At 61.6% G+C, this 22800-nt stretch carries 26 protein-coding genes; 23 read left to right on the plus strand and 3 right to left on the minus strand.

Annotation, left to right across the window (positions count from 1 at the left end; genetic code table 11):
- Positions 1-47: 47 nt before the first annotated feature.
- Both JFT86_RS04120 and JFT86_RS04125 read left to right on the plus strand, forming a co-directional pair.
- Positions 48-1208 (plus strand): hypothetical protein, encoded by a 1161-nt coding sequence (locus tag JFT86_RS04120; protein ID WP_201235858.1) that lies wholly within the window; start codon positions 48-50, stop codon positions 1206-1208.
- On the plus strand, positions 1208-1732 hold the full coding sequence (locus tag JFT86_RS04125) for a superinfection exclusion B family protein (protein ID WP_201232068.1): 525 nt from the start codon (positions 1208-1210) through the stop codon (positions 1730-1732). Before JFT86_RS04120 ends, JFT86_RS04125 begins: the two co-directional genes overlap by 1 nt.
- A 23-nt stretch (positions 1733-1755) precedes the next feature.
- Here the strand turns inward: JFT86_RS04125 and JFT86_RS04130 are convergent, their stop codons facing one another.
- The gene (locus tag JFT86_RS04130) at positions 1756-2211 is read right to left on the minus strand and encodes a hypothetical protein (protein WP_201235859.1); all 456 of its coding nucleotides are present in this window, start codon (positions 2209-2211) and stop codon (positions 1756-1758) included.
- Positions 2212-2311: 100 nt separating this feature from the next.
- Positions 2312-2812: a transcriptional regulator gene (locus tag JFT86_RS04135; protein WP_242489228.1), complete on the minus strand. Its 501-nt coding sequence runs from the start codon at positions 2810-2812 to the stop codon at positions 2312-2314.
- Between the two features lie 200 nt (positions 2813-3012).
- Between JFT86_RS04135 and trxC the strand changes: the two genes are divergently transcribed.
- Positions 3013-3447 carry a thioredoxin TrxC gene (gene trxC / locus JFT86_RS04140; RefSeq protein WP_201235860.1) on the plus strand — a complete coding sequence of 145 codons (435 nt, stop codon included), beginning with the start codon at positions 3013-3015 and terminating at the stop codon, positions 3445-3447.
- 129 nt (positions 3448-3576) lie between these two features.
- Here trxC and JFT86_RS04145 read toward each other — a convergent pair whose 3' ends face one another.
- Complete coding sequence (locus JFT86_RS04145) at positions 3577-4347, minus strand: ParA family protein (protein ID WP_103305409.1); 771 nt, start codon at positions 4345-4347, stop codon at positions 3577-3579.
- A 356-nt stretch (positions 4348-4703) separates the two neighbouring features.
- Here JFT86_RS04145 and JFT86_RS04150 point away from each other — a divergent pair, with 356 nt between their 5' ends.
- From JFT86_RS04150 to JFT86_RS04245, 20 genes are read left to right on the plus strand one after another with little or no spacing between them, the layout of a single operon-like run.
- A complete protein-coding gene (locus JFT86_RS04150) occupies positions 4704-5429 on the plus strand; it encodes a beta-ketoacyl synthase chain length factor (protein WP_201238553.1) in 726 nt (241 codons plus the stop codon).
- On the plus strand, positions 5405-6214 hold the full coding sequence (locus JFT86_RS04155; RefSeq protein ID WP_201235861.1) for a lysophospholipid acyltransferase family protein: 810 nt from the start codon (positions 5405-5407) through the stop codon (positions 6212-6214). The genes JFT86_RS04150 and JFT86_RS04155 overlap by 25 nt, the downstream gene beginning before the upstream one ends.
- Positions 6195-6455, plus strand: coding sequence for a phosphopantetheine-binding protein (locus JFT86_RS04160; RefSeq protein WP_201235862.1), 261 nt, complete (start codon positions 6195-6197; stop codon positions 6453-6455). The genes JFT86_RS04155 and JFT86_RS04160 overlap by 20 nt, the downstream gene beginning before the upstream one ends.
- Positions 6456-6464: 9 nt before the next feature.
- Positions 6465-6719 (plus strand): acyl carrier protein, encoded by a 255-nt coding sequence (locus JFT86_RS04165; protein ID WP_007909503.1) that lies wholly within the window; start codon positions 6465-6467, stop codon positions 6717-6719.
- Positions 6716-7261 carry a hypothetical protein gene (locus tag JFT86_RS04170; protein WP_064388844.1) on the plus strand — a complete coding sequence of 182 codons (546 nt, stop codon included), beginning with the start codon at positions 6716-6718 and terminating at the stop codon, positions 7259-7261. Before JFT86_RS04165 ends, JFT86_RS04170 begins: the two co-directional genes overlap by 4 nt.
- Positions 7258-8937 carry an acyl-CoA synthetase family protein gene (locus tag JFT86_RS04175; RefSeq protein WP_201235863.1) on the plus strand — a complete coding sequence of 560 codons (1680 nt, stop codon included), beginning with the start codon at positions 7258-7260 and terminating at the stop codon, positions 8935-8937. The genes JFT86_RS04170 and JFT86_RS04175 overlap by 4 nt, the downstream gene beginning before the upstream one ends.
- Positions 8930-9664: a glycosyltransferase family 2 protein gene (locus JFT86_RS04180; RefSeq protein WP_201235864.1), complete on the plus strand. Its 735-nt coding sequence runs from the start codon at positions 8930-8932 to the stop codon at positions 9662-9664. The genes JFT86_RS04175 and JFT86_RS04180 overlap by 8 nt, the downstream gene beginning before the upstream one ends.
- Complete coding sequence (locus tag JFT86_RS04185; RefSeq protein ID WP_201235865.1) at positions 9661-10608, plus strand: glycosyl transferase; 948 nt, start codon at positions 9661-9663, stop codon at positions 10606-10608. Before JFT86_RS04180 ends, JFT86_RS04185 begins: the two co-directional genes overlap by 4 nt.
- Positions 10589-12133, plus strand: coding sequence for an aromatic amino acid ammonia-lyase (locus JFT86_RS04190; RefSeq protein ID WP_201235866.1), 1545 nt, complete (start codon positions 10589-10591; stop codon positions 12131-12133). The genes JFT86_RS04185 and JFT86_RS04190 overlap by 20 nt, the downstream gene beginning before the upstream one ends.
- Positions 12126-12551 carry an acyl-CoA thioesterase gene (locus JFT86_RS04195; RefSeq protein WP_201235867.1) on the plus strand — a complete coding sequence of 142 codons (426 nt, stop codon included), beginning with the start codon at positions 12126-12128 and terminating at the stop codon, positions 12549-12551. Before JFT86_RS04190 ends, JFT86_RS04195 begins: the two co-directional genes overlap by 8 nt.
- Positions 12548-13150: an outer membrane lipoprotein carrier protein LolA gene (locus JFT86_RS04200; RefSeq protein ID WP_201235868.1), complete on the plus strand. Its 603-nt coding sequence runs from the start codon at positions 12548-12550 to the stop codon at positions 13148-13150. Before JFT86_RS04195 ends, JFT86_RS04200 begins: the two co-directional genes overlap by 4 nt.
- Positions 13134-15473, plus strand: coding sequence for an MMPL family transporter (locus JFT86_RS04205; RefSeq protein WP_201235869.1), 2340 nt, complete (start codon positions 13134-13136; stop codon positions 15471-15473). Before JFT86_RS04200 ends, JFT86_RS04205 begins: the two co-directional genes overlap by 17 nt.
- On the plus strand, positions 15470-16633 hold the full coding sequence (locus JFT86_RS04210) for a sodium:proton antiporter (RefSeq protein WP_201235870.1): 1164 nt from the start codon (positions 15470-15472) through the stop codon (positions 16631-16633). Before JFT86_RS04205 ends, JFT86_RS04210 begins: the two co-directional genes overlap by 4 nt.
- On the plus strand, positions 16620-17867 hold the full coding sequence (locus JFT86_RS04215) for a tryptophan 7-halogenase (RefSeq protein ID WP_201235871.1): 1248 nt from the start codon (positions 16620-16622) through the stop codon (positions 17865-17867). The genes JFT86_RS04210 and JFT86_RS04215 overlap by 14 nt, the downstream gene beginning before the upstream one ends.
- Positions 17864-18589 (plus strand): class I SAM-dependent methyltransferase, encoded by a 726-nt coding sequence (locus tag JFT86_RS04220; RefSeq protein WP_201235872.1) that lies wholly within the window; start codon positions 17864-17866, stop codon positions 18587-18589. Before JFT86_RS04215 ends, JFT86_RS04220 begins: the two co-directional genes overlap by 4 nt.
- Positions 18589-19179, plus strand: coding sequence for a hypothetical protein (locus JFT86_RS04225; RefSeq protein ID WP_201235873.1), 591 nt, complete (start codon positions 18589-18591; stop codon positions 19177-19179). Before JFT86_RS04220 ends, JFT86_RS04225 begins: the two co-directional genes overlap by 1 nt.
- Positions 19176-20372 carry a beta-ketoacyl-[acyl-carrier-protein] synthase family protein gene (locus JFT86_RS04230; RefSeq protein ID WP_201235874.1) on the plus strand — a complete coding sequence of 399 codons (1197 nt, stop codon included), beginning with the start codon at positions 19176-19178 and terminating at the stop codon, positions 20370-20372. Before JFT86_RS04225 ends, JFT86_RS04230 begins: the two co-directional genes overlap by 4 nt.
- Complete coding sequence (locus JFT86_RS04235; RefSeq protein ID WP_201235875.1) at positions 20369-20833, plus strand: hotdog family protein; 465 nt, start codon at positions 20369-20371, stop codon at positions 20831-20833. The genes JFT86_RS04230 and JFT86_RS04235 overlap by 4 nt, the downstream gene beginning before the upstream one ends.
- Positions 20826-21554: a 3-oxoacyl-ACP reductase FabG gene (fabG, locus tag JFT86_RS04240; RefSeq protein WP_201235876.1), complete on the plus strand. Its 729-nt coding sequence runs from the start codon at positions 20826-20828 to the stop codon at positions 21552-21554. The genes JFT86_RS04235 and fabG overlap by 8 nt, the downstream gene beginning before the upstream one ends.
- A complete protein-coding gene (locus JFT86_RS04245; protein ID WP_201235877.1) occupies positions 21554-22780 on the plus strand; it encodes a beta-ketoacyl-ACP synthase in 1227 nt (408 codons plus the stop codon). Before fabG ends, JFT86_RS04245 begins: the two co-directional genes overlap by 1 nt.
- The last annotated feature ends 20 nt before the right edge of the window (positions 22781-22800 follow it).

Here is a 22800-nt window from a genome sequence, read left to right on the forward strand (position 1 = left end):
ACCGCCGCGTACCGGACAGCGCGGCATTACAGGACAAGGACGTTGCAGTGCTCGGCTATCTTTCCGTTGGCATCACGCTGTTTCAAACGCTTTCAATGCTTATTTACGTCGGCGGCATCTGGGCGTGTCAGTTCAGACTCAACGCTCTGCGCCGCGACGAGCCATCCCGCTGCGCGACGATCGAAGAACACCGGTTGCTCGCCCTCTATTACCCCAAGGAAACATTCGAGCGCGATGTTCACCTGATCAGCGGCGCCTATCGAAAAACCGGCACCATGAAAGACTGGTCCGGCATGCACCGCATCGCTGAACTCCCGGTATTGCTGCCTGCACTGGCCCTGCCGTTTCTGAACAAGGAAGGCAACAACGAGGCCGAAATCATCTGCGGCAAAAAACGCGCTTATGTGATCCGCCTGAATGACGGCTACCACATCGAGGCGTTCGCCCAGCGTGTCGAGACCGACGAGCGGGCTGACGTTCAATGGACGTTCGGTATCCCCGGCCCCTGTATCGACGACGAAGAGACACTGATCCTCGGGCAACGCCCTGCCCGCAAGAAAGAGCGTCGACGCCTCGCGTATGAAATGAACGGGCACGCGCCGTGTCTGCGGCGCTTTTTGGGGTGCTGTGCAGTTGTGGCAAGCGTGTTGCTGTTCTGGGCGATGGCCTTTGAGTGGCTGACCGCCAAGGAATGGTTTGTCCCTTTCTTCTTCGTGACCATGGCAGGCTTCCTGCCCATGGCGCTGGAAAAGCATCAGCCGCGCAGCGTGGTCAACCGTATTCAAGGCGTTTATCGCTGGGTTCCTGAGGAGGGAATGACCATCGGTAAAAAACGTGTGTCCGTCGAGTCTCCGCTCCGGCAACAAATTGAAAATCACATCAAGGAAGGCCAGACCGTTATTGCTCATATCGACGTGGATCCGGAGAGAGGCTGGTATGACTGGCTGCTCAAGATCGAAGGCCTGCCCGATGCCTGTGCCGACTGGCGCCATCAGGAGCACGAAGCCTGGCTCGGCAACGCGGTGATGATGGGGCTGTTCGGGATTTCCTGGCTGGTGGCGCACGTGTGCTACCCCGACGTTGATCGCAGCAACGCGCAGGCATGGGTGGAATACGTCAGCGGCGGACTGTGCGTCGCCTACGGCGTCAATCTGGCCAGGCGTCTGTGGGAGCGCCGGCCTGTGTCGAACAGCGTCAGCGCGTCCTGATGAGCCAGCCAGCGTTTGAAGTTCTCGCATTCGTGGTCATCGTCGCCCTGCTCATTTCTCCGGCAGTGTTCTTCGTCTGGAAACTCGTGGCCCTGTCCTGGTCGACTCGCCGCTTCATCGCCAAGGCGCAACCCCTTCGCCAACTGAACGACGCGGAACGAGCCGCACTGGCATTCATGGACAGTCGGGCGATCGGCTTTATTCATCTGGTGGGGACTACCATTCTGCCGTTCAGGGAACTGGAGACCGCGCAAGGCAAAGCAGCGGCGGTCTATCGGTTGTGCGGGCCGCTGAAGATTTCCGGATATGGTTCGCAATGGGGCGGGGAAGTGCATTACGCGATTCAAAACGTCGAAGTGTTCATGGCGGTGGATCGACTGACCGATTTCACCCGCGATCAGAACATTGTCGACGTGGTGTTCTGCAAGAACGTCGGCATCGTATTGAACTGCAACGACGGTTACTCGCTGGTCGATGCCAGCGCTGCGTGGAAGCAGCGCATCTTCGGCCCGGAAGCACAATAACGCTCGCGAGACCGCAGCATCAGTTATGCGGCCTGCGCCTCGACAGCAGGCCCCTCGCCCTGATTGAACAGTACGAAATCACGTTCTTCGCTGTCCGTGGCGGCGCTCTTTAGGAGGAATCCGATTACTAACCCACCGCCAACCAACACGCCCGAGAACCCGGAAAACGGCGGCTCGGCGAAGAACATGAAATAGAGCGTCGCGAGCATGCTGATCAAGAAGTACGGCCCCAGAATCAGCAACGCCAGCTTGCCGATACGGGTGGCTGTCTGCAGTTTTTTGTCCAGCACCTGACGGTCGGCTTCATCCAGCAACAGATCCGAACTGCACTGATAGCAGTTGATGGGCTGCAACCGAACCAGCTCGAACGCTTGGTGATAGGTCGGCTTGAGCGTGTAGTTGCAGTGCCCGCAGCTCATGCTCGCGTCTTTGTAAGGCGTGGAATCGGTAGGCGCTGTGACCTCTTGGGTAGAGCTCATGACAGTTAATTCCCTTTAGATGAAAGCGCGGCTGAAAAAGCCGCGCGACATGCTATCAGAGTGCAACAGCCCTAGGGTTTGGATGGCTCAGCAACGCCCTTCAGATGAATACATCTACCGGCAGTTTGAAGTGATCGGCCAGCCAGCGGACCTGCCGTAAGTTGAGCTGGCGCTTGCCGCTCAGAATTTCCGAAACCACTGACTGAGGGCCGACACCGGGCAAATCGCTCTGGGTCAAACCATGTTCGCGCATCAGATATCCCAGCACTTCGTAACCAGGCGGTTTGGGCATTGGGTGATGAGTGTGATCCCACTCCTCAATCCAGTCACCGATGATATCCACCAGACTCATTAAAGGATGGGACTCGTCATCGCCTGTAATCTCAAGTATTTCGTCGGCTGCCCGCACCAACGCGTCGTATTCCTCTTCATTTCCTGGCCGCCGCAGCGAATGAGAATAGAGAACTCTATTTTGTCCCGTGCTGGAATCAAGCCAGACACTCTCAAAGCCAACAAAGCCCCCGGTCGGCGTCCAAGCCGTCCCAACCTTCAAGGCGTTTCCATACATGAGTGAAAGGCGTTTGAGCGTCTTGATGGTCATTGGAATACGGGTCCAAGAAATACTTCATTCAGGACTGCGAAGGATTACCGACTGGATCAAATACAGATAGTCAGCCGAAGCATCGATACGTGTAGTCCCTCTCCTCAAACAAAGAAGGTAATGCCCTACAGATCAATTCCTTGATAATCACGACTTTGCCCTCAGAACAGTCTTATAGACTTCCTGTCCGAGAACCGCTCATGACCGACCCACTGCTTATCCCCTGCCCATCCTGCAACGGCCTAAATCGCATTCCCGCCGAGCGCCTCGCTGACCAGCCCAAATGCGGTCGTTGCAAATCCGCAGTCCTGCTGAACAAACCGTTCGAACTCAAGCAAGGCGACTACGCCAGCCAGATCAAGGGCGACCTGCCGCTATTGGTGGATGTGTGGGCGGACTGGTGCGGGCCGTGCAAGTCGTTTGCGCCAGTATTCGAGCAGGCGGCTGCGCAGTTGGCGGGCAAGTGTCGGTTGGCCAAGCTCGATAGTGAGGCGAATCAGCAGTTGTCGGCGCAGTTGGGGATTCGCTCGATTCCGAGTTTGATTCTGTTCAAGAACGGTCGGGAGATTGCGCGGCAGAGTGGCGCGTTTCCACTGCCGCAGTTGATGGCGTGGCTACGTAGCCAGAGTATCTGACACACCATAAATCCAATTGTAGGAGTGAGCCTGCTCGCGATGGCGTCCTGTCAGCCCAACACTTGAGTGACTGAAAGGGCGCTATCGCGAGCAGGCTCACTCCTACAGGGGATTTGTGTAACTCAGATATCAGTGATCTTCGAGCAGGTTATGCAACTCGACGAACTGCTGGGTCAGCTTGTGACGTGGATCCAGGTGGATCAGCGGGATGCTGGCTTGATGCGATTCGCGCATGCGCACCGAGCTGGTCAGATACACCGGCAACACCGGCAAACCTTCGGCAATCAACTCATCGAGAATCTGCTGCGGCAGACTGGCGCGGGCCTGAAACTGGTTGACCACAATGCCTTCGACTTCCAGGCCTTCGTTGTGGTCTTCCTTCAGCTCTTCGATTTCCGCCATCAAGCCGTACAAGGCCTGACGTGAAAAACTGTCGCAATCGAAGGGGATCAGTACGCGATCGGCCGCAATCAGCGCCGATACCGCGTAGAAATTCAGTGCTGGCGGCGTATCGAGATAAATACGGTCGTACTCACCATCCAGCTCATCGAGCAATTTCCGCAGTTTGTTGATCTTGTGCTTGGCCTCAAGCTTGGGCTGCAAGTCGGCGAGTTCGGCAGTGGCGGTGATGATGTGCAGGTTGTCGAACGGGGTTTCGTAGATATCGGCCTGATTCTTCTTCGAGAACGGCCCGGAAGACAGGGTCTGTTTGAAGAAATCGGCAATGCCCATCGGGATATCGTTGCCGGTGAGCCCCGTCAGATACTGAGTGGAGTTGGCCTGGGCGTCGAGGTCCACCAACAGCGTGCGATAACCCTCGCTCGCGCTGACCGCCGCCAGATTGCAGGCAATGCTGGATTTGCCTACGCCACCTTTCTGATTGAACACCACGCGCCGCATGACCAAACCTCCGTGTATCAAAGAATGACCGAGTGTAGATGCGCGCGGCCTCGCTTCGCTACCTTCACGGACACGGACTACAGGGTCAGGTGCAAATATCCCCGTGGAGACCGAGCAAAAGCCCTCATGAATCGCCGAGATTCCCGACAGACAAGCCGCTCGCAATCTGGATAATGGCCAAGTGACAGTTCTGCCGCGAACCGATCGGTACATTTCGTTGCGCAAAATGTAACCAGCATTTGCTACACACTCGTCGCACCGGGATAATGCGCGCCACCCGGCGTCAAGCGCCATGTCAGGCCCGCCGCGGCTTTGGCGACTCAATGCGTCAATACAAGCCCGCAGGGGCGGGATAAATATCCGTGATCAACTTCAACATCGCCCAATGGCGCGCGTGGGCCCCGGGGCTCGACAGCGTGGACGCCTGGCAGGCCTGGAGCCGACAGCCGGTTGTCATTCCGGCGAGCGATGCCGCGCCCGATGTGTCGTTTTTACCGGCCATGCAACGGCGGCGTCTCAGCCGACTGGCGCGAATGGCTTTCAGTGTTGGCTGGCCACTGGCCGACGGACGGGAAAACCTGCCACTGGTGTTTGTCTCGCGGCACGGCGAGACCCCGCGCACCTACGACATCCTCAGTGATCTGGCCAGGGACGAACCGCTGTCGCCAACCCAGTTCAGCCTCTCGGTGCACAACGCAATCATTGGCCTGTGGTCGATCATGCGCGGCGAAACCAGCGAAATGACCGCCCTTGCCGCTGCGGGCGACGGCCTTGAACACGGCATGCTCGAAGCCGCCGCCCTGCTCAATGAGGGCGCGGCAGCGGTACTGCTGATCATCACCGAGGAACAGCCACCCGAAGCCTATTCGAAGTGGATCGACGACGTGCCGTTTCCTTATGCGCTGGGCCTGCTGCTTACCCCCGGTACCGACTGGCGGCTGACCTTGAACAGCACCACCGAAGCACTGTCCAAAGCGCACTGGCCCCACGCGCTCAACCTGCTGCGCACCCTGCTCGGCCAGCAAACCCTTTGCCAACATGCCTGGAAAAATCGTGTATGGACCTGGCAACGCAACCCGTGATCGAGAAGCACCGCGATGCCTACTACTGGCGTCTGCTGGCCACCGCTGCAAGCTTCGCTCTGTTCGGGCTCGGCGGGCTGTGCCTGCGTTTAGTGGTTTTCCCGTTGCTCGGCTGCCTGCCGGGCGATGCCATCAAACACCGCCAGCGTGCACGGCAAACGGTCAGTCGGCTGTTCTGGTTTTTCGTGCGTTTCATGGCCCGCACCGGCGTGCTCACCTATGACATTCAGGGCGCCGAACGCCTCGGCCGGCCAGGGCAGATGATCATCGCCAACCACCCGTCGCTGATCGACGTGGTGTTCCTGATCGGCCTGGTGCGCCACGCCAATTGCGTGGTGAAGAAAAGCCTGTGGGAAAACCCCTTCACCCGTGGCCCGCTGCGCAGCACCGAATACATCAGCAACGACGGCAGCATGGACATGCTCGATGCCGCCGCCGAGTCGCTGCAAAACGGCCAGACCCTGATCATTTTCCCCGAAGGCACGCGTACTCAGCCGGGACAGGCACCGGCCTTTCATCGGGGCGCCGCAGCGATTGCCCTGCGCGGTGCGAAAATCCTCACGCCGGTGATCATCAAGGTCAGCCCGACCACGCTGACCAAGGCCGAGCCGTGGTATCGGATCCCCAATCGCCGCGTGCACTTCAGTTTTCGCGTCGGCGCCGATATAGACCCACAGACTTTCGCCGCGCAGGGGCCCGCACCGCAGGCCTCGCGCAAGCTCAACGATTATTTGCACTCTTACTTCATCAAGGAGCTCGCCGAAGATGAGCGATCTGCACCGTGACATCAAACTGCTGATCATCGACGCCCTCGGTCTCGAAGACATCAGCGTCGACGACATCGGCGACGACCAGACGCTGTTCGGCGAAGGCCTGGGCCTGGATTCCGTCGACGCGCTGGAGCTGGGTCTGGCGATCCAGAAAAAGTACGGCATCAAGATCGACGCCGACGCCAAAGACACCCGTAACCATTTCACCAACGTGGCCAGCCTTGCGGCATTCGTCACGGCAAAACAGGCAGCTTGAGACCGGACCATGCAAACTCGTGACGACATTTTCAACACCCTGCGCGATGCCCTGGTCGAGCTGTTCGAACTGGATCCGGCCCGTGTGAGCCTGGAATCCAACCTGTATCAGGATCTGGAAATCGACAGCATCGACGCGGTCGATCTGATCGATCACATCAAGCGCCAGACCGGCAAGAAAATCGCCGCCGAAGAATTCAAATCGGTGCGCACCGTCGGTGACGTGGTCGAGGCGGTCTACCGTCTGGTTCAACCGGCCGCATGAGTCGTCTGATCGGCCTCGGCCTGCTGCTGGCCGGTCTGCTGTACCCCTTTGCGGTGTATTTCGGCATGGAACACTTTGCGCCGTGGCAGTTCGGCCTGCTGCTGGGCAGCCTGTGGCTGGCGCGGGCTCTGACCGGCGAGCGCAAACCCGGCAGCCTGTGGATGGCGTGCGTGGCGATCGTTTTCTGTCTGCTGCTGGCGCTGTTCGACAGCCCGCTATTGCTGCGTTGGTATCCGGTACTGATCAGCGGTTTCATGCTGGTGCTGTTCAGCCTGAGCCTGAAATACGGACCGCCGATGGTCGAACGGCTGGCGCGCTTGCGTGAGCCAGAGCTGCCGGACATTGCCATTCGCTACACGCGAAAAGTCACCGTGGCCTGGAGCGTGTTTTTCTTCTGCAACGGATTGTGCGCCGCCCTCCTCACGCTGTGGGCGCCGCTGAACTGGTGGATGTTGTACACCGGCCTGATTTCCTACGGATTGATCGGCCTGATGTTTGCCATTGAATGGCTGATACGACAACGGGTAAGAGGCCGTACATGAACTGGATAAAACTTGAGCAGCTGCTGCTCAAGGCCTTGCCGACGCGGGCGATCAGCCACGCGCCGGCACTTGATCACGCGCAGCTGTGCGCACAGGCATTGTCTGTTGCCGCCGCCCTGCAAAGCCGTGGCGTACGCCGACTGGCCGTGCATCTGGAAGACGCCGCCGACCTCGCCATTGCCCTGCTCGGTGCCTGGCGCGCAGGCGTCAGCGTATTGCTGCCTGCGGATCTACAAGCACAAACCCGCCAACGCTGGTCGGGCGAGGTGGATCTGTGGCTGACCGATCAAAACGATGACTGTCATCTGGCTGATCTGCACCAGCCAGCGTTGGCCAGTGCGGAACTGAAGCTCGACGAGTGCCGTTTGAGCCTGTGCACTTCGGGTTCCAGCGGCGAACCCAAGCGTATCGACAAGACGCTGCGCCAACTGGCCAATGAGGTCGAAGCACTGGAGCAATTGTGGGGCGCGGATCTCGCTGAGGCCTGCATCATCGGCAGCGTCGCCACCCAGCACATCTACGGTTTGCTGTTTCGCGTGCTCTGGCCGCTGTGTGCGGGGCGAACATTCGTGCGCAAACAACTGGCATTCCCCGAGGACATGCAGCGCGCCAGTCGCGAGCATGCAACCTTCGCCTGGGTCGCCAGTCCGGCGCTGCTCAAGCGCATGGGCGACAACCTCGACTGGCCGGCCCTCAGCGCTGTACGGCGAGTGTTCTCCTCGGGTGGCGCACTGCCGGCCGACGCGGCGCAGAGCCTGCAACAACGCCTGCAACAGTGGCCGACGGAAATCCTCGGCAGCTCGGAAACCGGTGGCATCGCCTGGCGGCAGGGCGAAACCCTGTGGCAGCCGTTCGCCGGTGTCGCACTAAGTCAGGACAACGACGGCGCGCTGCTGATCGCCTCACCGTATCTGCCGGCCGGCCATGTCGAACACAGCGCCGACGCTGCGCGGATCGCTGCCGATGGCCGCTTCGAACTGCTCGGACGGCTGGACCGGATCGTCAAACTCGAAGAGAAACGTATTTCCCTGCCGATGCTTGAACAAGCTCTGATGACCCACGCTTGGGTCGCCGAAGCACGGCTGGGCGTGGTGCAGGAAAACCGTGCATCCCTCGGTGCATTGCTGGTACTCAGCGAATCGGGCCTGTTTGCCTTGCGTGAACACGGCCGCCGCAGCCTGACCGAAACCCTGCGCCAGCATCTGCGCGAGCATTGCGAAGCCCTCGCCCTGCCCCGGCGCTGGCGCCTGCTGCGGCAAATGCCGTTGAACAGCCAAGGCAAACTGCCGCAAGCCGATGTCGAAGCACTGTTTGTCGCACCAAGGCCGAAAGCCCCTGAAGTGCTGGAACAAATCGAAACCGAGGGTGAATGGAGCCTGCAACTGAGCGTGCCGCCGGATCTGGCGTACTTCAGCGGCCACTTCCCCAAGGCCCCGGTGTTACCCGGCGTGGTCCAGGTAGAATGGGCGCTGAACCTCGGACGTCAATTACTCAACCTGAACGGCCCGTTCGTTGGCATGGAAGTGCTGAAGTTCCAGCAACTGGTGCGCCCCGGCGATGAAATCCAGCTGCACCTGCGCTTCGATCCCGAGCGCAGCAAATTGTATTTCGCCTACCGCAACGACACCGCGACCTGCTCCAGTGGCCGGATCCTGCTGGGGGCTGACAATGTATAACCCTTGTGCAGTAATCCCGGTCTATAACCATGAAACGGCCATTGGCACGGTGGTCGACGCTCTGCTCGCGCAGCATCTGCCGTGCATTCTGGTGGACGACGCCAGCACGCCATCCTGCGCGAAAGTGCTTGATGCTCTGGCCGAGCGCGACAACGTCTATCTGGTCCGCCTCACCGTCAATCAGGGCAAGGGGGGCGCGGTGATGACCGGTCTGCGCGAAGCTTCGCGACTGGGTTTCAGCCATGCCTTGCAGGTTGACGCCGACGGTCAGCATGACCTGCTCGACGTCGCCCGTTTCGTCGAGGCATCCCGTGCCCATCCTCAAGCGATGATCTGCGGGTATCCGCTGTTCGACGACAGCGTGCCCAAGGGCCGTTTGTACGCCCGTTACCTGACCCACGTCATGGTCTGGATCAACACGCTGTCGCTGCAGATCCGCGATTCAATGTGCGGCTTTCGTGTCTATCCGCTGGCGCCGACGCTGGCCGTAATTGATTCGGCCAAGGTAGGCAAACGCATGGATTTCGACTCGGACATTCTCGTGCGCCTGGCCTGGCGCAATCAGCCGATGCACTGGCTGCAAACCAGCGTGCATTACCCGCTGGATGGCGTCTCGCACTTCCGGCTGTTTCATGACAACGCACTGATTTCCAGCATGCACACCCGGCTGTTCTTCGGCATGTTGCTGCGTTTGCCGGTGATCCTCTGGCGGCGGTGGCGCCCATGACGGTCGAGGCCGACAAAAAGCATTGGGCCGACCGCGAAGAGCGCGGCAGTTTCCTCCTGATGAAATTCACCGCATTCGCTGCCAAGGTTCTTGGCCGACGCCTGTTAAGCCCGTTGCTGTACGGCATCGTCCTGTACTTTTTCCTGTTCGGCCGCACCGCGCGACGCAGTGCCTGGCAGTACCAGCAGCGGCTGGCCGAGTGGAGCAGGCGCGACGATCTGCGCCCAAGTCACTGGCGGGTATTTCGCCAGTTCATGGCGTTCGCCGATTCGATGCTCGACAAGCTCGACGTGTGGAACGGCAAGATCCGCATCGAACAGATCGAAATCATTGACCCGGCCCTGCTGCGCAATCAGTTGCGTGGCAGTCGCGGGCAACTGCTGGTCGGCGCACACCTGGGCAATCTCGAAGTGTGCAGGGCGCTGGCGGAGATCGGCGAAAAGGTCACGATGAACGTGCTGGTGCACACCAAGCACGCCGAGCAGTTCAACCGTTTGTTGGGTGAGGCCGGGGCGACCAACCTGCGCCTGATTCAGGTCAGCGAACTCGACCCGGTGATCATGCTGCAACTGCACGAACGCCTGGAGCGCGGCGAGTGGCTGGCGATCGCCGGCGACCGCGTGCCGCTGCATGGCGGCCGCAGCGTCACCGTCGACTTTCTCGGCCACCCGGCGCCGTTCCCGCAAGGGCCGTGGCTGCTCGCCGGCCTGCTGAAATGCCCGGTCAATCTACTGATGTGCCTGAAACAACCCGACGGCCACTACCGCCTGACCCTCGAGCCTTTCGCCGATGCCGTGACGTGGACACGCCGCGAGCGCGAGCAGGTCATTCATCAGTGGGCCACCCGCTATGCGCAGCGCCTGAGTCACTATTGCCTCGAAGCCCCGCACCAATGGTTCAACTTTTACCCTTTCTGGAAGACCGATGACGACGCCACCCCATGAGCCGGTAACCTTCGGCGAACGCCCTTTGCGCATCGAAGACGTGCTGGCCCTGGCCAACCGTCAGGCGCCCGTGCAGTTGCAGAGCGACGCCGACTATCGCGAGCGCATCGCCAAGGGCGCGCGGTTCCTCGACTCGCTGCTGGACAAGGAAGGCGTGATTTACGGCGTGACCACCGGTTACGGCGATTCCTGCGTGGTCGCAGTGCCGCTGCATCACGTCGAAGCGTTGCCGCGTCATCTCTACACCTTTCACGGCTGCGGACTGGGCAAGTTGCTCGATGCGCAAGCCACCCGTGCGGTGTTGGCGGCACGATTGCAGTCGCTGTGCCACGGCGTGTCCGGGGTGCGGATTGAACTGCTGGAGCGTCTGCACGGGTTTCTCGAACACGACATCCTGCCGCTGATTCCGGAAGAAGGTTCGGTGGGCGCCAGCGGCGATCTGACGCCGCTGTCCTACGTCGCCGCAACCCTGTCCGGTGAGCGCGAAGTGATGTTCCGTGGCGAACGCCGCCAGTCCGCCGATGTGCACCGCGAGCTGGGCTGGACACCGTTGGTGCTGCGCCCGAAAGAAGCGCTGGCATTGATGAACGGCACGGCGGTGATGACCGGCCTCGCCTGCCTCGCCTACGCCCGCGCCGATTACCTGCTGCAACTGGCCACGCGCATCACCGCGCTCAACGTGGTCGCGCTGCAAGGCAATCCGGAGCATTTCGACGAACGCCTGTTCGCCGCCAAACCGCATCCGGGGCAAATGCAGGTCGCCGCATGGCTGCGCAAGGATCTGGCGATCGATGCACCGACCGCTCCGCTGCATCGCTTGCAGGATCGCTATTCGCTGCGTTGTGCACCGCACGTGCTCGGCGTACTGGCCGACAGTCTGAACTGGCTGCGTTCGTTCATCGAAATCGAACTCAACAGCGCCAACGACAACCCGATCATCGACGCCGAAGCCGAACGTGTGCTGCACGGCGGGCACTTCTACGGCGGCCACATCGCCTTCGCCATGGACAGCCTGAAAAACCTGGTGGCCAACGTCGCCGACCTGCTCGACCGTCAGCTCGCCTTGCTGGTCGACGAGCGCTACAACCACGGGTTGCCGAGCAACCTGTCCGGCGCCCCGGCGGATCGCGCCATGATCAACCACGGCTTCAAGGCTGTGCAGATCGGCACCAGCGCCTGGACCGCCGAAGCGCTGAAAAACACCATGCCGGCCAGCGTCTTCTCACGCTCCACCGAGTGCCACAATCAAGACAAGGTGAGCATGGGCACCATCGCCGCCCGTGACGCGATCCGTGTGCTGGAGCTGACCGAACAGGTCGCCGCCGCCACCCTGCTCGCCGCCAACCAAGGCGTCTGGCTGCGGGGTCAGGCCGACGATGCCCGACCACTGCCGCCAGCGCTGGCCGCGATGCACGCAGCACTGGCCAAGGACTTCCCGCCGGTCATCGAAGACCGCGCCCTGGAAGGGGAACTGCGCCTGTGCCTGCAACGCATCGCCGCGCAACACTGGAGGCTGCATGCGTAGCGCCGGAGTGATTCACGCCGACACGGAAATCCTCGTGCCGTTTTTCGACGTCGACACCATGCACGTCGTCTGGCACGGCCACTACGTCAAGTATCTCGAAGTGGCGCGCTGCGCGTTGCTCGACAAGCTCGGCCACAACTACAACCAGATGGTCGACTCGGGTTACGCCTGGCCAGTGATCGATCTGCAACTGCGCTACGTTCGCGGCGCGGTGTTCGGTCAGCGTCTGAACGTGCGCGCCAGCCTGGTGGAGTGGGAAAACCGCCTGAAGATCCATTACCTGATCACGGACGCACAGACCGGCGAACGCCTGACCCGCGCCAGCTCCGTGCAAGTGGCCGTCGAGGTCAGCAGTCGCGAGATGCAACTGGCCTCGCCGAAAGTCTTCACCGATGCCGTGGAAAGGATGCTGCGATGAACCTGATCTCCAGAACTCTTGGTGCTCTGGCCCTGCTGGCCGTATCGACGCTGGCCAACGCCTTTGACCTGCAACAGCTCAGCGCACAACTGGCAAAACCGGACGTGATTCACGGCCAGTTCATCCAGGAAAAACACCTGCGCGCCCTGCCGCAGCCGCTGATCAGCAAGGGCAGCTTCGTCCTCGCGAAAAATCACGGCCTGCTTTGGCTACTGAAAACCCCGCTGCAACAGGATTACCGCATCACTGGCAAAGGCATTGCCCGGCGTGACGGCGATGGCTGGCAACTGCTGCCGAACAAGAGCGCCGGGGCCGAGCAGAACCGTTTGTTCCTCGCCGTGTTGCAAGGCGACAGCAGCGGCCTGCAACGGGATTTCGAACTGGCGCTGAGCGGTGACGCGCAACAGTGGAAACTGACCCTGACCCCGCGCTCGCTGCTGCTCAAGCAAGTGTTCAACCAGATCAATATCGACGGCGGCGCGCTGGTGCAAACCATCGAGCTGCTGGAAACCCAGGGTGACAGCACGGTGCTGCGCATGCAGAACAGCAACGCCGGCCAACCGCTGAGCGACACGGAGCAACATGACTTTGCCGAGTGAACGCAGGCTGCCCTGGCTGTTTCTGATCCTGCTGCTGGCAGTCGTCGCGCTGGCCGGCTGGCAATGGCGTGACGGCGCACCGCTATCGGCCAACCTGATGGAACTGGTGCCCGGCACCCATCCTGACGCTCTTGAACTGCGCGCTGAACAACGCATGCAGGAACCGCTCAACCGCGAAATGCTGGTGCTGGTCGGGCACGCCGATCGCCAGCAAGCGGTCACCATGGCGCAGACCCTGGGCGAGCAATGGCAGGCCAGTGGACTGTTCGAAAAGGTCCAGTGGAACCTGCAAGCGGACTTGCCTGCGCTGCGCACGCAGTTGCTGCAAGGACGGCTGGCGATGCTTTCGGCGGATGATCGGCAACTCCTCACCGAACACCCCGACGCCTTCATTCAACAACGGGTACAGGCACTGTTCGACCCCTTTACCGGTTTCAGTCTGGTGCCGAGCCAGGACGACTGGCTGGGCCTGACCGGACGCATCCAGAACAGCCAGCCGAAACACGGCGCGGTGCAACTGGATATCGGCAGCGGCGCATTGGTGGCCGATGCCGACGGCAAGAGCTGGGTGATGCTGCGGGCGCGCACCACGGGCAACGCGTTCGACATGAACCTGCCGCTGCAAGTCGCCGCCCTGCTGCAACACAGCCGTGAGCAGGCGGCGAAAGCAGACGTGCAATTGCTCGCCGCCAGCGGTTTGCTCTACGCGGCCAATGGTCAGCAGCAAGCGACCCGTGAAATGACCTGGGTCGGGGGCGGCGCGACGCTCGGTATTTTGCTGTTGTTGTTGCTCGCCTTCCGCCGCTGGCGCGTGTTGCTGGCGTTTGTGCCGGTGCTGGTCGGCATGTTGTTCGGCGCGGTCGCGTGCGTGGCGTTGTTCGGTCACATGCACGTGATGACGCTGGTGCTTGGTTCCAGCCTGATCGGCGTGGCGGTGGATTACCCGCTTCATTACCTTTCGAAGAGCTGGAGCCTCAAGCCGTGGCGCAGTTGGCCGGCGTTGCGCCTGACGCTGCCCGGGCTGACCCTGAGCCTGCTCACCAGCACCATCGGTTATCTGGCGCTGGCGTGGACACCGTTTCCGGCACTGACGCAAATCGCCGTGTTCTCCGCCGCCGGCTTGCTCGGCGCCTATCTGTCGGCCGTATGCTTGCTGCCGGCGCTGCTGAAAAACGTCGAACTGCGCCCCGCGCAATGGCCGCTGCACCTGGCCGAACGCCTGGTCAATCTGCGCGAGAAGCTGCTCGAACGCGTTCGGACTCCGGTGTTGCTGGCACTGCTGATCGCCTTCTGTGCCGGCGGTCTGGTGCAACTGCAAAGCAAAAACGACATTCGTCAGTGGGTCGGTGCACCGCAGCGGCTGACCGATGAAGCGCAGACCATCGCGCGGATCACCGGCCACCAGCCGACCAGCCAGTTCTTCCTCGTGCGCGCGGCCAATCAGCAAGAGTTGCTGGCGCGACAAGCAGCGCTGAGCGAGCGTCTGGAACAACTGGTCAATCTCGACAAGCTGCAAGGCTATCTGGCACTCGATCAACTGGTCAGCCCTCCGGGCCAGCAACAGCAAGTGCGCGACGCACTGAACAAACTGCCGCAGTTCTGGCAGCCGTTGCTTGACCTCGGCGTGCCACTGGCCGCCCTGCAAAACGAGCTGCAACAGTTGCAGACGCTGCCCCTTGAGGACATCGACGCGGCGCTGGCCGGGCCGCTCGGTGAACCGTATCGCACGTTGTGGCTCGGCCCGACCGAAGACGGCGTAGCGGCGATGACCAGCCTGCAAGGCTTGAATAATCCGTCGTTGCTGCGGGTGCAGGCGCTGGATCTGCCGGGCGTGGTCCTGGTCGATCGGCTCGGTGAGCTGAACAGTGTTTTCGCCGCGACGCAGATCAGCGCCGCCGAACTGAAACTCGCCTCCTGCGTGTTGATCGTGCTGGTGCTGATCCTGCCATTCGGTTTCGGCGGCGCGTTGCGCATTGTGGCTCTGCCGCTGCTGGCGGCGCTGTGCAGCCTGGCCAGCCTCGGCTGGCTCGGTCAGCCATTGACGCTGTTCAGCCTGTTCGGCCTGCTGTTGGTGACGGCGATCAGTGTCGATTACGCGATTCTCATGCGTGAGCAGGTCGGCGGCGCGGCGGTGAGCCTGCTCGGCACGCTGCTCGCAGCCGTGACGACGTGGCTCTCGTTTGGTCTGCTGGCGGTGTCCAGTACCCCGGCGGTGAGCAATTTCGGCTTGTCGGTGAGCCTCGGCCTGGCGTTCAGTTTCATGCTCGCGCCGTGGGCCGGGCGACACGAACACGCCGCTGCGGTCGCGGAGCCGACAGCATGATGATCGTCGGCTTCTGGCTGCTGGTATTGGCGCTGTTCGCCGTCGCCACGCGTGTCGGTCGACATTTCGGCCTGATTCCGATCGTCAGCCAGTTGCTGCTGGCCAGCTTCGGTTTGCCGCTGTTGATGTACTTCTGGATCGAGCCGGGCTGGCAGCTCAGCGGCGCTGAACTGATCGCGCCAGACTGGCTGAAAAACCTCTACAGCCTGAGTTTCGCCTTGCTGCTCGGGCACATTCTCAGCGACGTGATCGACCTGCGACTGGATCGGCAGAGCGTGAAAATCGCCCTGCCGAGTTTCGCCGTGCCGTTCGCCTGTGGCCTGGCGGTCGCGTACGGGTTATTGCCGGCGCAACCGTGGCTCAACTCGCTGGCCATCGGACTGGTGTTCGCCATTACCGCGATTCCGGTGCTGTACCTGTATCTGCGTCACATAGATTACCCGCCCGCCGCCACCCGACGTCTGGTACAGACCGCCATTTTGATCGACCTGACTTGCTGGACGTTGTTCGGGCTCGCTCAAGGCAGTCTGCAACTGAGCAGTCTGTTACTGCCGCTGGGCCTCGCTTGCGTGCCCTTGGCGCTGCGCCTGTTCGGTACGCGTCGACCGCTGACCTACAGCCTCGGCTTCTTCGCCCTGCTGGTGATGGCCGAGCACTACAAACTCAACGCACTGATTTTCGGCATCGGTTATCTGCTGTGCATGGCCGTGCTGAAAGTGCCGCTGGTGCTGCCATTGCCGGCGCGCTGGATGAGCCGCTTGCAGACATGGATGGCGATTCCGCTGATTCTCACTTTCGGCATCGTGCAGATCGATGTGCATAGCGCCCTCGTCAGCCTTGGTGTCGTGCAATGGGCGGCGCTGCTGCTGTTGCCGATTGGCAGTAAACTGCTCGGCAACTGGCTGGGTCTCGGCTGGGCCGGCGCCTCGTTCGAAGGCGCCAGCCGCTGGCGCGAAAGTGTGCTGTTGAACATTCGCGGCCTCAGCGAAATCGTCTTTCTCAACTTGCTCCTGCAACAACAGCTCATCACCCCGGCGCTGTACTTCGCGCTGATGTTGATGGGCCTGATCGCGACGCTGCTGCCGGCCCTGATCGGCCTGCATCGCGCGCCGCTGAATGTGAACAGTCACTTGCCCCGGAGCCCACGTGCCCAACGTTGAAATGCAATCCCGTCAGGTAGTGATCATTGGCGCCGGCCCGTCCGGCGCCATCGCCGCCGCGCTGCTTACGCGCAAGGGCCACGACGTGTTGGTGATCGAGCGGCAACACTTCCCACGCTTTTCCATCGGCGAAAGTCTGCTGAGCCATTGCCTGGATTTCGTCGAAGAGGCCGGCATGCTCGACGCCGTCAACGCCGCCGGATTCCAGCGCAAGACCGGCGCCGCGTTTGCCTGGGGCGAGCGCTACAGCGCGTTCGATTTCAGCGACACCTTCAGCGACGGCAAACCGACCACGTTCCAGGTTCAGCGCGCCGACTTCGACAAGTTGCTGGCCGATCAAGCGGCACTGCAAGGCGCCGAGGTCCGCTATGGCGATGCCATCGTCAGCGTCGATTTCGACCGGGCAAAACCGCAACTCGATGTGCGCCGTGAAGACGGCAGTGAATACCGCATCGAGGCGGATTTCGTGCTGGATGCCAGCGGCTATGGCCGCGTGCTGTCGCGCCTGCTCGACCTGGAAGCACCGTCGAATTTCCCGGTGCGTCAGGCGGTTTTCACCCATGTCGAAGATCACATCGACAACCCGGCGTTCGACCGCGAAAAAATCCTCGTTACCACCCATCCGCAGCATCGCGACATCTGGTTCTGGACGATCCCGTTCAGCAACGGTCGTTGCTCGGTAGGCGTGGTCGCCGCTGCCGAGCACTTCAACGGTCGTGATACCGACCTCGACGCCTGCCTGCGCGGTTTTATCGCCGAGACGCCAAGCCTCGCCAATGTCTTGAACAATGCCGTGTGGGACACCCCGGCACGCACCCTCGGCGGGTACGCCGCCAACGTCAAAACCCTGCACGGCTCGGGCTTCGCGCTACTGGGCAACGCGGCGGAGTTTCTTGATCCGGTGTTCTCTTCCGGCGTGACCATCGCCATGCGTTCGGCGAGCATGGCGGCGGCGGTTCTGCATCGTCAGTTGCTGGGGGAAACGGTCGATTGGCAGCGCGAATTCGCCGAGCCGTTGAAACGTGGCGTCGACACTTTCCGTTGCTACGTCGAGGGCTGGTACGCCGGGACCTTTCAGGACGTGATTTTCCATGAGGACAGTCAGCCTGAGATCCGCCGGATGATCTGCTCGATCCTCGCCGGCTACGCCTGGGACCAACGCAACCCGTTCGTCAGCGAAGCGCGTCGCCGTTTGAAGATGATTTCCGAACTTTGTGCAAAGGACGCCCCATGAATTACCTGAGCGACAGCTACGTCGAAGAAACCCGTTTCGGTTTCTGGTTCCTGCGCAGCCACACTTGGCAACACCATGTGTTGCGCGTGGCGATCAACGATCTGCGCGGGTTGTTCAGCGAGTCGCTGCCGACGAACCCGGTATTGTTGGATGCCGGTTGCGGTCAGGGAAAATCGTTTCGTTACCTGCGCCAGACCTTCGCACCACAGCGTCTGATCGGCATCGATGCCGATCCGCACAGCCTTGAATTGAGCGGCGCAGAGGCGGCGCGTCAGGGTCTGGAGGTGGAATTGATTGGCAGCGATTGCGCGACGCTGCAGGTGCCGGACGCCAGTGTTGATCTGCTGTTCTGTCACCAGACCTTTCATCACCTGGTCGAGCAGGAAAAGGCCCTCGCCGAGTTTTATCGGGTGCTCAAGCCAGGCGGGTATCTGCTGTTCGCCGAATCCACCGAGGCTTATATCGATACGTGGGTGATTCGCTGGCTGTTCCGCCATCCGATGCATGTGCAGAAAAGCGCTGCGCAGTATTTGCAGATGATTCGCGAGCAAGGGTTTGATTTCGGCCAGCGCAATGTTTCATACCCGTATCTGTGGTGGAGCCGGTCAAAGGATTTTGGCCTGCTGGAGCGGTTCGGGTTGCGCAAGCCAAAGCCGTTCGGGCAGCGTGAAGAGACGTTGGTCAACGTCGTCGCGCGCAAACCATTGGCAGGTGATATCTGATGTACCCCATTACCTGTAGGAGTGAGCCTGCTCGCGATAGCGGTGGGTCAGCCAACATATTTTTTGAATGTGCCACCGCTATCGCGAGCAGGCTCACTCCTACAAGGGTTGGGGTGTGGCTGATGGTGATGATGTTCGCGTTGCTAAGCGGTTGCGCCAGCCAGGCGCCGCTGCCCGCATGCAATCCGACTTTGCCCTTGCCACTGCAACTACACATCGAGCGCCAACAAGCCGAGCAACGCCAGGACTGGCTGCTGGTGATCCAGCGCGAAGGCCCCGGCATCCGCTGGTCGATGATGGACCCGCTGGGCATCCCTCAGGCCCGTCAGCAACTGATCGATGGGCACTGGCAGGCCGACGGTCTGCTGCCGCCCAATCCTGAAGCCCGGGAGCTGTTCGCCGCGTTACTGTTCGCCCTGACGCCGTCCGGCGAGCTGCTGCGCAACTACCCGACCGCGCAGCAAACGGGCGAAAAACGCTCGCTGCCAACGCGCTGGAACATTCGTTATGCACAACCGTTGAGCTTTCAATTGAACCTGCCACAAGGCCTGCACTATCGCGTGTCCCCCCTCGGTGAATCGACACCATGACCGCTTACCTGAATGCCCTCGGTGTGATCAGCGCCTTGGGCCGCGACAAAGCAGAAGTGGCGCGCAATCTGTTTGCCGGCGACTGCTCGGGCATGCGCCACGAGTCCGGCTGGATGACCGGTCGTGAGTTGCCGGTGGCCGCCGTCCAAGGTGAACTGGCGCCGATCCCGCTGACGCTGGCCGACCAGAGCAGCCGCAACAACCAACTGCTTCTGGAGGCTGCGCTGCAGATTCGCGACGACATCGACCGGGCAATCCAGACCTACGGCCGTGAGCGCGTCGGCGTGGTGCTTGGTACCAGCACTTCCGGCATCGACGAGGCCAGCCGTGGCCTGGCGCATTACATTCTTGAGCAGCAGTTCCCTGCCGAGTACGACTACCGGCAACAGGAACTCGGCGCACCCGCCAATTTCCTCGCCGACTGGCTGCAACTGAGCGGCCCGGCCTATGTGATTTCCACCGCGTGCACCTCCAGCGCACGGGCCTTGATGAGCGCGCAGCGTCTGCTCGATCTGGGATTGTGCGACGCGGTGCTGTGCGGCGGGGTCGACAGCTTGTGCAAGCTGACCCTCAATGGGTTCTCGTCGCTGGAAGCGGTATCGGATGAGCGTTGCAATCCGTTCTCGGCCAACCGCAATGGCATCAACATCGGCGAAGCGGCGGTGCTGTTCGTGATGAGCAAGCAGCGTGGCGACGGCCCGGCCATCGCTCTGCTCGGTGCCGGTGCCAGTTCCGATGCGCACCATATCTCGGCCCCGGAGCCGAACGGTCGCGGCGCGCTGCAAGCGATGCAAAAAGCCTTGAGCCGCGCCCGACTGCAAGCTGCGCAGATCAACTATCTGAACCTGCACGGCACCGCGACCCAGCACAACGACGCCATGGAAAGCCTCGCAGTCGCCACGCTGTTTCCGGACGGCGTGGCCTGCTCTTCGACCAAACCCATGACCGGCCACACTCTTGGCGCGGCCGGGGCACTGGAAGCGGCGTTCTGCTGGTTGAGCCTGAGCGATGCCAACCCGGCACACGCCTTGCCGCCGCACGTCTGGGATGGCCAGGCCGATCCCGATTTGCCGGCGCTGAAGTGGGTGACCGCGAACGAACGCCTGACGTCCATTGCTCCCCGCTACCTGATGAGCAACTCGTTTGCCTTCGGCGGCAACAACGTCAGCCTGATTATCGGAGACGCCCCATGACCGACTGGCCGCTCGCCGAACTGCTGCCCCACGCCGGCGACATGATCCTGATCGACAGGATCGCAAGCTTCGACGAAGAACAGATTTACACCTGCCTCACGGTCAAGCCCGACGGCCTGTTCAACCTGCCTGACGGCAGCCTGCCGGCATGGGTCGGCATCGAGTTGATGGCGCAGAGCGTCGCCGCGTTTGCCGGTTGCCACGCACGGCTGAAAGGCAATCCGGTGGAGCTGGGTTTCCTGCTCGGCACGCGTAAATTCGAGTGCAATGTTGCTGCGTTTCCGGCGGGCAGCGAGTTGACCATCCACGGCATCCGCTCGCTGGAAGACGACAACGGCATGGGCGTTTTCGAATGCCATATCAACGCCCCCGGCATCGAAGCGACTGCCCGGTTGAATGTGTTCCGGCCGCCTCAGGCGGCTGATTATCTTGTGCAAAAAAGGGAGTCGAACGATGACTGAATCCGTACTGGTCACCGGCTCCAGCCGTGGCATCGGCCGCGCCATTGCCCTGCGTCTGGCGCAGGCCGGGTATGACATCGTCGTGCATTGCCGCAGCGGCGTAGCTGAAGCACAAGCGGTGCAGGCCGAAATCGAAGCACTGGGGCGCAACGCGCGCGTCCTGCAATTCGACGTGGCCGACCGCGAAGCCTGCAAAAGCATTCTCGAAGCCGATGTCGAAACCCACGGCGCCTATTACGGCGTGGTGCTCAATGCCGGCCTGACCCGCGACGGTGCGTTTCCAGCGCTGAGCGACGACGATTGGGACGTGGTGCTGCGCACCAACCTCGACGGTTTCTACAACGTCCTGCACCCGGTGATGATGCCGATGATCCGCCGCCGCGCCGCCGGTCGGATTGTTTGCATCACCTCGGTGTCCGGCCTGATCGGCAACCGTGGCCAGGTCAACTACAGCGCCTCGAAAGCCGGCGTGATCGGCGCCGCGAAGGCGTTGGCGATCGAACTGGGCAAGCGCAAAATCACGGTTAACTGCGTCGCGCCGGGCCTGATCGACACGGCGATGCTCGACGAAAACGTGCCGGTGGAAGAACTGATGAAGATGATCCCCGCGCAACGCATGGGCACCCCTGAAGAGGTGGCCAGTGCGGTGAATTTCCTGATGTCGGCGGAAGCCTCGTACATCACCCGCCAGGTCCTGGCGGTCAACGGAGGCTTGTGCTGATGAAGCGCGTCGTCGTCACCGGCATGGCCGGCATTACCTCGCTGGGCAGCGACTGGGAGACCATCGCCGGCAACTTTGCGGCCAACCGCAGCGGCATCCGCCGGATGGACGAGTGGGATCGTTTCAGCGAGCTCAACACCCGTCTGGCCGGGCCCATCGATGACTTTGTCGTGCCTGCGCACTGGACCCGCAAGCAACTGCGCAGCATGGGCCGGGTATCGAAGCTGGCGGTCGGCGCGGCAGAAAAAGCCCTCGCCGACGCCGGCCTGCTTGGCGACGAATCGATCAAGGACGGGCGCATGGGCGTGGCCTGCGGCTCGTCCACCGGCAGCACCGACGAGATCAAGGCGTTCGGCAACATGCTGCTCAACTCGGTGGCCGAGGGCCTCAACGCCAATTCCTACGTGCGGATGATGCCGCACACCACCGCGGCGAATATCAGCATCTTCTTCGGTCTCACCGGGCGCCTGATCCCGACCTCCAGCGCCTGCACCAGCGGCAGTCAGGGCATCGGCTACGCGTACGAAGCAATCAAGTTCGGTCGCTTGCCGTTGATGCTTGCTGGCGGTGCCGAAGAGCTGTGCCCGACCGAAGCCATGGTCTTCGACGCGCTCTACGCCACCAGCCTGAAAAACGATGCGCCGCAGACCAGTCCGCGCCCCTACGACAAGGGCCGCGACGGCCTGGTGATCGGTGAAGGTGGCGGCATGCTGGTGCTCGAAGAGCTGGAACACGCCCTTGCTCGCGGCGCGCGCATCCACGCCGAGATCGTTGGCTTCGGCAGTAACGCCGACGGCCAGCACACCACCCGCCCGGAACAAGTGACCATGCGCCGCGCCATGGAACTGGCGCTGGAAGACGCCGGGCTGACGCCCGATGCAATCGGTTACGTAAATGGTCACGGCACCGCTACAGAACAGGGCGACATTGCCGAAACACTGGCGACCAGCAGTTTGTTCGGTGAACGCATGCCGATCAGCTCGCAGAAGAGTTTTCTTGGCCACACCCTCGGCGCCTGCGGGGCGCTGGAGTCGTGGTTCAGCATCGAGATGATGAATCGCGACCTGTACGTGCACACGTTCAACCTCAACGAGGTCGATCCGCACTGCGGCAAGCTCGACTACCTGCGCGGCGAATTCCGCCAGATGCATCACGACTACGTGATGAACAACAATTTCGCTTTTGGTGGCGTCAACACCTCGTTGATTTTCCGCCGCTGGCACTGACCGCAACACGTTTGGAGTGA

The organism is Pseudomonas sp. TH06 (genome assembly GCF_016651305.1).
Classification (GTDB): Bacteria; Pseudomonadota; Gammaproteobacteria; order Pseudomonadales; family Pseudomonadaceae; genus Aquipseudomonas.